Source organism: Corynebacterium sp. HMSC05E07, assembly GCF_001807225.1.
GTDB classification, from domain to species: Bacteria; Actinomycetota; Actinomycetes; order Mycobacteriales; family Mycobacteriaceae; genus Corynebacterium; species Corynebacterium singulare.
The window spans coordinates 1-10,822 of sequence record NZ_KV788222.1; the positions used below are offsets into that span (position 1 = coordinate 1).

The 10,822-nt window shown below is 61.6% G+C and carries 13 protein-coding genes and 1 tRNA gene; 5 read left to right on the plus strand and 9 right to left on the minus strand.

Features of this window, described 5'->3' with window-relative positions; all coding sequences use genetic code 11:
- Positions 1–78: 78 nt before the first annotated feature.
- From HMPREF3149_RS05190 to nth, 4 genes are read right to left on the minus strand one after another with little or no spacing between them, the layout of a single operon-like run.
- Positions 79–1,275: a MarP family serine protease gene (locus HMPREF3149_RS05190; RefSeq protein ID WP_210385410.1), complete on the minus strand. Its 1,197-nt coding sequence runs from the start codon at positions 1,273–1,275 to the stop codon at positions 79–81.
- 23 nt (positions 1,276–1,298) lie between these two features.
- Complete coding sequence (locus HMPREF3149_RS05195; protein WP_070537004.1) at positions 1,299–1,976, minus strand: NUDIX hydrolase; 678 nt, start codon at positions 1,974–1,976, stop codon at positions 1,299–1,301.
- Positions 1,973–2,542: a TlpA family protein disulfide reductase gene (locus HMPREF3149_RS05200; RefSeq protein WP_070537005.1), complete on the minus strand. Its 570-nt coding sequence runs from the start codon at positions 2,540–2,542 to the stop codon at positions 1,973–1,975. Before HMPREF3149_RS05200 ends, HMPREF3149_RS05195 begins: the two co-directional genes overlap by 4 nt.
- Before the next feature lie 9 nt (positions 2,543–2,551).
- Positions 2,552–3,190, minus strand: coding sequence for an endonuclease III (gene nth / locus HMPREF3149_RS05205; RefSeq protein WP_070537006.1), 639 nt, complete (start codon positions 3,188–3,190; stop codon positions 2,552–2,554).
- 303 nt (positions 3,191–3,493) lie between these two features.
- Here nth and glxR point away from each other — a divergent pair, with 303 nt between their 5' ends.
- The gene (gene glxR, locus HMPREF3149_RS05210) at positions 3,494–4,177 is read left to right on the plus strand and encodes a CRP-like cAMP-activated global transcriptional regulator GlxR (protein WP_070537007.1); all 684 of its coding nucleotides are present in this window, start codon (positions 3,494–3,496) and stop codon (positions 4,175–4,177) included.
- Positions 4,178–4,274: 97 nt separating this feature from the next.
- Here glxR and HMPREF3149_RS05215 read toward each other — a convergent pair whose 3' ends face one another.
- From HMPREF3149_RS05215 to HMPREF3149_RS05225, 4 genes are read right to left on the minus strand one after another with little or no spacing between them, the layout of a single operon-like run.
- Entirely contained in the window at positions 4,275–5,087 is an 813-nt protein-coding gene (locus HMPREF3149_RS05215; RefSeq protein WP_042528947.1) for an MBL fold metallo-hydrolase, read from the minus strand.
- Between the two features lie 18 nt (positions 5,088–5,105).
- Complete coding sequence (locus HMPREF3149_RS05220) at positions 5,106–5,564, minus strand: RidA family protein (RefSeq protein WP_070537008.1); 459 nt, start codon at positions 5,562–5,564, stop codon at positions 5,106–5,108.
- Positions 5,565–5,726, minus strand: coding sequence for a Sp36 family protein (locus HMPREF3149_RS13315; RefSeq protein ID WP_010189965.1), 162 nt, complete (start codon positions 5,724–5,726; stop codon positions 5,565–5,567).
- A 27-nt stretch (positions 5,727–5,753) separates the two neighbouring features.
- Positions 5,754–6,089, minus strand: a complete 336-nt coding sequence (locus tag HMPREF3149_RS05225) for a WhiB family transcriptional regulator (protein WP_070537009.1) — start codon at positions 6,087–6,089, stop codon at positions 5,754–5,756.
- A gap of 175 nt (positions 6,090–6,264) precedes the next feature.
- Between HMPREF3149_RS05225 and HMPREF3149_RS05230 the strand changes: the two genes are divergently transcribed.
- Complete coding sequence (locus tag HMPREF3149_RS05230) at positions 6,265–8,700, plus strand: transglycosylase domain-containing protein (protein WP_070537010.1); 2,436 nt, start codon at positions 6,265–6,267, stop codon at positions 8,698–8,700.
- Positions 8,701–8,709: 9 nt separating this feature from the next.
- Here HMPREF3149_RS05230 and HMPREF3149_RS05235 read toward each other — a convergent pair whose 3' ends face one another.
- Positions 8,710–9,174: a GatB/YqeY domain-containing protein gene (locus HMPREF3149_RS05235; protein WP_070537011.1), complete on the minus strand. Its 465-nt coding sequence runs from the start codon at positions 9,172–9,174 to the stop codon at positions 8,710–8,712.
- A gap of 41 nt (positions 9,175–9,215) precedes the next feature.
- Here HMPREF3149_RS05235 and HMPREF3149_RS05240 point away from each other — a divergent pair, with 41 nt between their 5' ends.
- From HMPREF3149_RS05240 to HMPREF3149_RS13560, 3 genes are all read left to right on the plus strand, one after another.
- Positions 9,216–10,121 (plus strand): metallophosphoesterase, encoded by a 906-nt coding sequence (locus HMPREF3149_RS05240; RefSeq protein ID WP_070537012.1) that lies wholly within the window; start codon positions 9,216–9,218, stop codon positions 10,119–10,121.
- A 110-nt stretch (positions 10,122–10,231) separates the two neighbouring features.
- A tRNA-Pro gene (locus HMPREF3149_RS05245) sits at positions 10,232–10,308 on the plus strand.
- Positions 10,309–10,654: 346 nt separating this feature from the next.
- Positions 10,655–10,798 (plus strand): hypothetical protein, encoded by a 144-nt coding sequence (locus tag HMPREF3149_RS13560; RefSeq protein ID WP_168162183.1) that lies wholly within the window; start codon positions 10,655–10,657, stop codon positions 10,796–10,798.
- The last annotated feature ends 24 nt before the right edge of the window (positions 10,799–10,822 follow it).

Below are 10,822 nucleotides of genomic sequence, written 5' to 3' on the forward strand. Positions count from 1 at the left end.
CGAATTGCGGTAGTGGAAGTAGGTTTCTAAAACCCCCATGCCACAGACACTAAAACAGGTTCAGCAACCTCGCAACAGTTAGGAGACACAGGAGCCGGTGGGGGTGGCGTCGACAAGCTGCGTGACGTCACCCACGTGGCCGCGCACTTCGTCGGCGGTGAGGGCATAGCCGGTATCGGAATCCTCCACGGACGCACCGAAGACCACGCCGAGGACCTGACCCTCCGGGGTAATCATGGGCCCACCAGAATTACCTTGGCGGATATTGCCGCGCACCGTGTAGGCATCACGCTCCACGCGGCCGGTGGAATAGATATCCGGGCCGGCGATGGTGAGGCGATCCCTAATACGCGCGGTCTCCGCACTAAACGGCCCGGACTGCGGGAAGCCCATAACGATGGCATCGTCCCCGGTCACAGCATCATTTTCCGCCCACGGCAGGGGATCTATTCCCAAGTCTGGGCTGTGTAGCACCGCGATATCCACGTCCGAGTTGTAGTAGACCACGTCAGCCTCCTTCAGCCCCAGGACCGTATCGAGGCGCACCTTATCCGTGCCGGCCACAACGTGCGCGTTCGTGATCACATAATCCGGTTCCGTCACAAATCCGGAACCCATAAGGCGCCGCGAACAAGCCTCCGCGTCACCCAAAACGTGGATGACAGACGGTCGGACGCGCTCCAGCAGGCCCGGATCCCCAATCTCGAGCTCCGGAGCTTCCACCTCAATATCCGCGCCCGAGCGCTCCCACGGCGAGACAAGAGGCGGCAAACCGGACTCGTTGAGCATGGCAGCGAGGCCATTGGGCAACGCCGCTAGACGGTCCGGAGCGGCAGCGTTAAGTTCGCTGAGGATGCGGGACTCGCGCAGTGCCTGGCCTGGCTGCCCGCCTAAATTGGAAGCCAGCGGCAGCGAGACCAGCCAGATCACCACGATGGCGGCGACGGCCTGAAACACCGCGCCGATGGAAGAATCCACGCGCTGGCCCGAACGGGTACGCATGCGGTCCCGCAACGCCGCCCCCAGGGACGCTCCGACCAGCTGCCCCAACCCCACCAGCAAAATCACCACGCCAACGGCCAGGAGGAAGCGCAGCGCGGGTTGGTCTGTCAACTGCATCGCCGCCGGCGCCACCGCCGTCCCCAAAACCAAGCCCGCAATAACGCCGACCGCCGCAAGAATCGCCGTCCACGCACCCTGACGCCAGCCCACCCACACGGCGAGGAGCACAGCAATCACAATGGCGATGTCAACAGCTAGGGACACGGAGAACACTTTCTCAGGAAAGACGGCACAAACTAACCCATCTTCTCATTATTCAGCGAGCGGGTCAGTGATTCACGCAGATCATGAACCTTATTTTTGTCCCACTCTACGGCCCACCCCGCGTGATCCATGAGTCCTGACAGCACACCGGCGGTAAATCCCCACACCACATAGCCGCGTGCCCGGAAGGCCGGCCCCTTCCACCGGCTGAAACCCACCATCATGCGGTTTGCTGGATCCGCGAGCTCGCGCAGGGGAACGGTAAAAACATCATCGGTTTCTTCGGGGCTGGCCGGCCACACAGTTCCCGGCTGGTGCCAATAGGCCAACACTGGACTCACGGTGTTCCCGGTGGCCCGGATGTCCAGCTTGCCCCACTGTTCCAGCGGAGTCACCGTGGAGCGATCGAGGCCGGTTTCTTCTTCGGCTTCGCGCAGGGCGGCGTCGACAAGCGAGGCGTCTCCATCGTCGCGCCGCCCACCGGGGAAGGCAATCTGGCCCGAGTGCGAACGCATCGACGGCGAACGGTGTGTGAGCAGAACCTCGCCATCCTCGAAGCTCTCCCCCTTAAAGAGCACCAACACCGCAGACTCTCGGCGGCGCTTGGCGGCAGGGACATGAGTAACCAGTCGCTCTTGAACTCTGCGGGTATCCACACCCAGCGCCGGGCGCAGCCATGCTGGGGCGTGGGCGGGCTTGAGCCGGCTCACTTGAGCACCTCATCGATAGCTTGCTCCAGCTCATCCGCCGAGGTAAACGGCTTAACAAACTTCTTCTCCACCTTGCCTTCACGCAGCACCAACGTGATAGGAATGACGTTGGGCAGCCCGAGCTCGCCCGCGAAGGTGCCATTTTCATCCTGGTAGCTAGGCAAATCAACACCAAGGTCGTCGAGGAGCGCGGCACCGTTCGCTGCATTGGCGTCTGCATGCACACCCACAACGTTCCACGTGGAGTGCGAACGCGCGATGTCCTGGAAGAACGGCAGCTCCGTGCGGCAAGGCTCGCACCACCACGCCCACACGGTGACGATCTGGATGTCCTTGGCCGCTGCTGTGCTCGCTGCACCAAGGCACGGCAGGTCCACCCCGGCGATGGGCCCTTCAGGGCACTTAGGGCGCTTGGCCACCTCTTGTTCTTGAGATTGAGGCACGGCGACTTCCGGCTCATCATCCTCAAGGAGATTAACCACGCCAACCAGCGCGAGGGCCGCCAACATGAGGACGGCTGCGATGCTGGCCTTCACGTATCCAGGCCACCGGGAGTATTGGCTCATTGTTCCATCCTAACCCCGTGACGGACACCACGAGGCAAGCACGCAGACGCCACACTGGGGCTTACGTGCGGTACACACGCGGCGGCCGTGGAGGATGAGTCGGTGTGAAAAGACTGTTTGTTCTTCTTCGGGCACGAGCTTGGCGACGTCCCTCTCAATCGCCCGTGGCGTCTTCGCTCCTGTCAGCCCGAGTCGCTGACTCAGACGGGTGACGTGGGTATCCACCGTGATGCCCGGCACACCAAAGGCATTGCCGCGGACAACGAGGGCGGTTTTACGCCCCACCCCCGGCAGGGAGGTGAGCTCCTCGATGCCGCGGGGAACCTCACCGCCAAAATCACCGACGAGCTTTTCGCCGATACCGATGAGATGGCCGGCTTTCGCGCGCTGGAATCCAAGGGGCCGCAGGATGGCCTCGAGCTCGGTGCGGTCAGCAGCGGCATAGTCGGGGGCGGAGGGGTAGGTAGCGAAGAGCCGCGGGGTGACCTGGTTGACGCGTTCATCGGTACACTGTGCGGAGAGCACCGTGGCGACGAGCAGCTCGAGAGCGGTAGAGTAGTTCAGTTCGCAGTCTGCGTCCGGATATTCCGCAGCGAGGGCCGCACGAATGTGGCCGATGCGAGAATGGTCGCTGTCAAGGTCAGACATATGGCCGATTCTATTGAACGAGCAGGTAGAGTGAAACCCATGATTTCGCTTGTTTTGCTTGTCCCGCTGGGCTTGGCACTCTTCGCCATTCTGATGGAGAAGCTCGAGGCAACTGCCTTCGAGAGCTAATACCCATCACATCCCCTGTGACTATTTTTCAGACGGCTGGAAAAAGTGACAAATTGCACTGTATGATGTGGGGCAGTGCCTCGTGGCGCACTGGAGAGTAGGTGCGTCATCAACAAACTAAACCTGCTTGCGTTTGTCTCACCTACCCTACTGCGCAGGCTTTAAGGAGTAACAGTGGAAGGCGTACAGGACATCCTCTCCCGCGCTGGAATTTTCCAGGGCGTTGACCCGGTGGCAGTCCAGAACCTGATCGAGCAGATGGAGACTGTACGTTTCCCGCGCGGCACCACCATTTTTGATGAGGGTGAGCCGGGTGACCGCCTCTACATCATCACGTCGGGCAAGATTAAGCTCGCCCGCCACGCCCCGGATGGCCGCGAGAACCTTCTGACCGTGATGGGCCCGTCCGATATGTTCGGTGAGCTGTCCATCTTCGATCCGGGCCCGCGTACCTCGTCCGCTGTGTGCGTTACCGAGGTCACCGCTGCAACGATGAACTCTGAAATGCTCAAGCAGTGGGTCGCTGACCACCCAGCCATTGCTCAGCAGCTGCTGCGCGTGCTGGCTCGCCGCCTGCGCCGCACCAACGCTAACCTGGCGGACCTCATCTTCACCGATGTGCCGGGCCGCGTTGCTAAGACCTTGCTGCAGCTGGCTAACCGCTTCGGTGTGCAGGAAGGCGGCGCACTGCGCGTCAACCACGACCTCACCCAGGAAGAGATTGCACAGCTCGTTGGTGCATCCCGCGAAACCGTCAACAAGGCCCTGGCTACCTTCGCGCACCGCGGCTGGATTCGCCTCGAAGGCAAGTCGGTACTCATCGTCGACACCGAGCACCTCGCCCGCCGCGCCCGCTAGGCGTCGCGTTTACTGCTGCACCGCCCCGGCAGCGCAGCAGGTCAGACGAAAAATCCCCCGAGGAAAACTCGGGGGATTGAGTCGTTTTCTTGAGCCCTTACTGCTGCGCCGCCAGGTACTTCAATGCGGTACGCGTGGACTGCTCAGCAGCGTGGCGCAGGACCGGGTCGACGTCGTCGTACATCTCATCAACGAGCGTCTTGACGTCCACATCCTCACCCAGGCGGGAGCGGATCTCCTTGATCTGGTTGAGGCGGTAGTGGCGGCGGTCAATGTACTTGCGCGCAAACGCGGAGGTGTCCTCAAGGTCAGGGCCGTGGCCCGGGAAGAGCGGAACGTCCTTGCCGCGCTCCTCTAGGAGGTCCAGGGTCTTGAGGTAGGCCCCCAAGTCGCCGTCAGTCTCAGAGAGAAGAACAGTGTGGCGGCCGGCGATGGTGTCACCGGTGAGGATGCCCTCCAGAGTGGAGTTCTTTGCCTCTGCGGACCACACGAAGAAACACGTGGAATCAGCGGTGTGGCCAGGGGTGTGAACAACCTCCAGCTGGGGGGTGACGCCGTCGATGTCGATAATTTCACCGTCGACAAGCGCGTCGGCGCCGTTGCAGTAGTTGGGGTCGAACGAGCGGATGGGGGCGCCAGTGAGCTGACGCAGGCGCTGGGCGCCCGACGCGTGATCATCGTGACGGTGGGTGAGGAGGATCAGCGCAACCTCGCCCGCCTTCGCGGTCACGACGTTGAGGTGGCCCTCATCTTCTGGGCCCGGATCAACGACGATGGCGCGGGAATCCTCCCCCGCACGGATGATCCAGGTGTTAGTACCTTCCAGGGCGGTGTAGCTGGGATTATCACACAGCACGACACCGACGGACTGGCTCACGGGACGCAATTGGCTATATGCAGGATGCTCCATGCTTCTTACCCTATCCGATTACTCAGCGATTTCTACGATAACTTCGATCTCAACGGGGGAGTCCTTCGGCAGCACTGCCACCCCCACCGCCGAACGGGCATGCACGCCGGCCTCACCGAAGACGTCACCCAAGAAGTCCGAAGCGCCATTAATAACTGCGGCTTGCTCCGTGAAAGAAGGATCTGAGGCGACAAAGCCGACGACTTTCACCACGCGGCTGACCTTATCGAGGCCCACGAGGGAGTCGATAGCCGCGAGTGCATTGAGTGCCGCGGTGCGCGCCAGCTCTTGGGCACGTTCCACTGACACCTCAGCCCCCACCTTTCCGGTAGCCGGCAGCTCGCCACCCACGACAGGCAGCTGACCCGAGGTCCATACCTGGCTGCCTACACGGGTAGCCGGAACATAGGACGCGAGCGGAGCTGCGACGGAAGGAAGTTCGACGCCGAGTTCCTCAAGGCGTTCCTGCACGCCCATTTAGGATTCCTCCAGCGGACGCTTGAAGTAGGCGACAACATTTTCCGGGTTCATGCCAGGGGTGATGGTGACGAGCTCCCAGCCGTCTTCACCCCAGGAATCCAGGATTTGCTTCGTCGCGTGAGTAAGAACCGGCGCAGTGGCATATTCCCATTTAGTCATGGGCTCCATGCTACTAAACTCCAGCGCTTAAATCCCGACGAGTTCGCCGCCTTCAGCAAGGTAGTGTGCCCAGCTGGTGATGTGCGGGTTCTTACGCAGCAGGGCTCGGCGCTGGCGCTCGGTCAGGCCTCCCCACACGCCGAACTCGACGCGGTTATCCAGGGCATCCGCGCGGCATTCATTGAGTACCGGGCAGTGGCGGCAGATCACTGCAGCCTTGCGCTGCTCAGCACCACGCACGAACAGGGCATCGGGATCGCCGTTGCGGCACTTAGCTTGGGTAACCCACTCACCACGCTCCGTGGTCGTCGAGGCATTCTTTACCATCGCGGACCGTCCTGCACCCTTCACATTGACTGTCATGGCTAGGTAACTCCTTCCAAGCTCCCATCCCGCCCCACGAAAAGTGAATAACCCTCTAGGCGGCGGAATATTATGTACTAACCGTAAGTCTATTCACAGACCGGTATCCCTGTCTAACACGTCACACTTTAGGGGGGTCTCCCGGATTTGGCCTCAAGCAACTAGTGTGTGGAGGGTGACTGTCATCAAATCCCTGGGAAAGCTCGTCCTCTCCACTGCGCTGGTCGGCCTCCTCATCGCCCTAGCACTAGCCCCCATCGCGGGTGTCAGCGGCGTCGCCGTGGCCAAAACCAACGAGACGATGCAATCGGACATCCAGGATCTCACCTCCGGAGATACCCCCGGCGTGAGCACCATCCTCGACGCTAAGGGCAACACCATGGCGTATATCTTTGAACAACGCCGCCACCCAGTGAAGCCGGATGAGATTTCAGATGCCATGAAGCAAGCCGTCGTCGCGATTGAGGATCGCCGCTTTTATGAGCATGAAGGCGTCGATCTCCAGGGCAATTTCCGCGCGCTGTGGACTAACTTGGCGGCCGGCGGCGTCTCCCAAGGCGCGTCCACCATTGACCAGCAGTACGTGAAGAACTACCTCCTGCTCGTCAATGCCACCACCGATGAGGAGCGCCAGGCCGCCACCGAGCAGTCCGTACCGCGCAAGCTGCGCGAGATGCGCATGGCTACCGATATCGACGCACAGCTCTCCAAGGATGAGATCCTCACGAATTACCTCAACCTCGTCCCCTTCGGTAACCACTCCTTTGGTGTTGAGGCTGCTGCCCGCACCTACTTCGGCACTGACGCCGCTCACCTCACCGTGCCGCAGGCAGCGATGCTCGCCGGCATGGTGCAATCATCTGAGTACCTCAACCCCTACACCAATGAGGAGGGCGTGCGGGAGCGCCGCAACGTGGTACTGCAGGCCATGGTGAACAACGGAACCCTGGCCCAAGAGGACGCCGATAATTTTGCCCAGCAGCCCCTGGGCGTGCTCGACAGCCCAGCCACCCTGCCCAATGGCTGCATCGGCGCGGGCGACCGCGGCTTCTTCTGCGATTATGCAGTGAGCTACCTCGCGGATAAGGGCATTGACCGCGAGCACCTCGCCCGCGGCGGCCTCACCATCAAAACAACGCTGGATCCGGATATCCAAGACCAGGCCCTCAACGCGGTGCGCAGTCACACAGCCCCGGATGCAGAGGGCGTGGCTGAAGTAATGAACGTCATCAAGCCCGGCGCCGACTCACGCAAGGTCCTAGCCATGGTGTCTTCCCGCACCTACGGACTCGACTTGGACAACCACGAAACCCTACTCCCCCAGCCCAATTCACTGGTGGGTAACGGCGCGGGTTCCGTGTTCAAGCTCTTTACCGCCGCAGCAGCGTTGGAGTCCGGTTACGGAATTAAAGACCGCCTCGCCGTGCCCAACCGCTACGAGGCCGAGGGCCTTGGCTTCGGTGGTGCGGAAAACTGCCCGCCGAATAAGTACTGCGTGGAAAATGCGGGCAACTATGCCGCCACCATGACGCTGCAGGACACCCTGGCTTATTCCCCTAACACCCCATTCATTGAGCTCATTGAGCAGCTCGGCGTCGAGCAGGTAGTGGATATGGCCGTCAAGCTAGGCCTGCGCTCCTACGAGGACCCGGGCAGCTACGACGGTGACGCATCCATCGCTGATCACATCAAGAATGCCAACCTGGGTTCCTTTACTTTGGGCCCAACGGCCGTGAATGCGCTGGAGCTGTCTAACGTGGGCGCGACGGTGGCCTCGGAAGGCATGTGGTGCGAGCCGAACCCGATTGAGGAGGTCACGGATGCGCACGGCAATGAGGTGTACCTCAAGCACACGCCGTGTGAACGCGCGGTGGGCAAGGAAGTAGCCAAGGCGCTGGAAAACAACATGACGGCCGATACCCAGAAGGGCACAGCGTCGGCGTCGGCCCGTGCAGCAGGGTTCACAGGCCAAGCGGCGGCCAAGACGGGAACGACTGAATCCAACCAGTCCTCGGCCTTCTTGGGCTTTAACTCAGCTGTGGCGGCCGCACCGTATATCTATAACGACGGCACCACAACGACTCCGCTGTGCACCGGCCCTGTGCGCCAGTGTCAGAACGGCAACCTCTTCGGCGGCAAGGAGCCGGCCTCGACGTTCTACACCATGGCGGCACGCATCCCAGAGGCCGCCAACGGCACGGTTCCGGACTACGACCACGCCTACGATTCGGGTACGGTCTCGCCGCTTATCGACGGCCTGAAGGGCAAGTCCGAAAAGCAAGCCCGAGAGGCCCTGGAGAAGGCGGGCTATACCGTCAAGACCACGGAAGTCGCAGCACCTGGTGTGGGTTATGGCAAGGTGGTGCGCGTCATCACGGGCGCGTCCGGCACCAAGAAGGGTGCGGAGGTAACGCTGCAGCTTTCCGACGGCTCCTCCACCCCAAGCAGTCCCAGCACCGGCACCGACACCGGCGCCGGCACCGACTACATCTACGCGCCGCCCGCCACCGGCGGTGGCGGCGACCAGTCACCTTCCCAGCCGGAGCCATTGTTCAACCAGGAGGATGTGGACCGCCTCACCAACGACGTGAGGGACTTCTTCGGGCTCTAACGCTGAGCGTTAGTTCAGGGCCGCCTTCACAGCACCCGACAGGCGCTTGCCGTCGGCACGGCCAGCGGCCTTAGCGTTGGCCACCTTCATGACGTTGCCCATCTGCTTGATGGTGACCGGCTCGCCAGATTCTTTCTCTACCTCGGCGATAGAATCGGCGACGAGGGCGTTCAGTGCGTCGTCGTCAAGCTGCTCAGGCTGGTAGGCCTCGAAGAAGGGGACGTCAACAAGCTCGGCCTCTGCCAACTCCGGGCGCCCGTTCGCCTCGTAGACCTCGGCGGATTCGCGGCGCTTCTTGATCTCACGGGCGATGACCTTGAGCACGTCCTCATCGGTGATCTCGTGGCGGGCACCGGTGGTCTCCTCCGCCTGGATGGCGGACAGGAGGGAACGGATCGCGGAGGTGCGGGCCTTGTCCTTAGCCTTCATCGAGGTCTTGAGGTCTGCGCGGATAGTTTCTTTCAACTCACTCATGCCCTTCAATCTACGCTAGCGAGCCAGGTAGGGTGGTGAGGGTGAAGATTTTTCCCATCCTTGGCGGACTCGCCGCCGCAGGCCTCGGCACTGCCGCGTGGGCGCACTCGGAACTCACCAAATTTGAGCTCAAGGAATACACGCTGCCCCTATTGCCGCCCGGTACGCTGCGCGATGAGTCTGAATTCCGCCTCCTGCACGTGTCCGACCTCCACATGATTCCGGGCCAACGCGCCAAAATCGAGTGGGTTTCCAGCCTCGACCGCCTCGACCCGCATCTCGTGGTCAATACCGGCGATAATCTCTCCGATGAGGCCGGCGTTCCCGATGTCCTCCGCGCTCTCGGCCCGCTACTGAGCCGCCCGGGTCTGTTCTGCTTCGGCACCAACGATTACTGGGCGCCGCGCATCCCGAACCCATTCAACTACCTTGTGGGCAAGAAGAACACCCCGTCCTACGTGAATCTGCCGTGGAAGGGCATGCGCGCAGCCTTCCTCGAACATGGCTGGCATGACGCCAACCAGGCCCGAGTGGAGTTCAAGGTCGGTGATGTCCGCCTGGCCGCCGCTGGTGTGGATGACCCGCACCACGACTTGGATGACTACGCTGAAATCGCCGGCGCCCCGAACGAGGACGCCGACTTGGCCTTAGCGCTGCTGCACTCCCCCGAGCCCCGCGTGCTGGAGAAGTTCGCCGCCGACGGCTACCAGCTCTCACTGTCCGGCCACACCCACGGCGGCCAGCTCTGTCTCCCGTTCAAGGTGGCGGGCTCGCGCTCCATCGTGACCAACTGCGGCATTGACCGCGCCCGCGCACAAGGCCTGCACACATTCGGCCCCATGTTCATGCACGTCTCCAACGGCCTGGGCACCTCCAAATTCGTCCCCTTCCGTGTCTTCTGCCGCCCGTCCGCCACGCTGCTGCGCATTACCGAGAAGAACACCTAGCCTTCGCACAGGAGGTCAAGCCCCGCCCCACGAAAGAGCCCCCACGCTGGCGTTTTGCCCTTTCGAACCAGGGTGCGTTAAAGTAATCCGGTACCGCTTAGAGCGGACACCGGGATATGGCGCAGCTTGGTAGCGCGCTTCGTTCGGGACGAAGAGGTCGCAGGTTCAAATCCTGTTATCCCGACCACTAAACCCGCAGGAAACTGCGGGTTTTCGTCGTTTTCACCTTCAAATCTCGGCGCTCACCCAAACCGGCCTAAACGACAAAATGTGTTGATTTGAAGCGTCCTGGGTTTAGTTCCGCTTCTTTTACGGCCCTGTGTTGATGGGCTGGGTGAGATAATACTCGGTGAGCTCGATACCGCGGGCTACTACGACCTCGACGAGATGAACAAGGTTGCTGAAGCCTACATGGCTGGCTTGAGCTCAGAGAAGCTACCTGGGGCCTCAGAAAGCTCCTAAGTCGCTGGCGCGCCGATAGAGCCTCTGCTGATAGGGACACCCGCGAGCGCGCCAAAGAGTTCAAGGCACACGTGCTGAAGTATCGCTATGCCTGGGAGTTCCTCTCACAGACCATTGCCTACGCCGACGCCGACGTTTCACGCCGCGCCATGCTGTGTAGCGTGTTGGCGCCGAATCTGCATATCACTGAGCTTGACGACGCCGAGAACTGTTAGGACCACGGATTTAGTAACGCTGTG

Excerpts from the sequence above, each read along its gene's own strand:
- HMPREF3149_RS05200 (WP_070537005.1), bottom strand. The coding sequence starts at position 2,542 with ATGAGCCAATACTCCCGGTGGCCTGGATACGTGAAGGCCAGCATCGCA.
- nth (WP_070537006.1), bottom strand. The coding sequence starts at position 3,190 with ATGTCTGACCTTGACAGCGACCATTCTCGCATCGGCCACATTCGTGCG.
- HMPREF3149_RS05235 (WP_070537011.1), bottom strand. The coding sequence starts at position 9,174 with ATGAGTGAGTTGAAAGAAACTATCCGCGCAGACCTCAAGACCTCGATG.
- HMPREF3149_RS05225 (WP_070537009.1), bottom strand. The coding sequence starts at position 6,089 with ATGACAGTCAATGTGAAGGGTGCAGGACGGTCCGCGATGGTAAAGAAT.
- HMPREF3149_RS05215 (WP_042528947.1), bottom strand. The coding sequence starts at position 5,087 with ATGGAGCATCCTGCATATAGCCAATTGCGTCCCGTGAGCCAGTCCGTC.
- HMPREF3149_RS05220 (WP_070537008.1), bottom strand. The coding sequence starts at position 5,564 with ATGGGCGTGCAGGAACGCCTTGAGGAACTCGGCGTCGAACTTCCTTCC.
- HMPREF3149_RS13315 (WP_010189965.1), bottom strand. The coding sequence starts at position 5,726 with ATGACTAAATGGGAATATGCCACTGCGCCGGTTCTTACTCACGCGACG.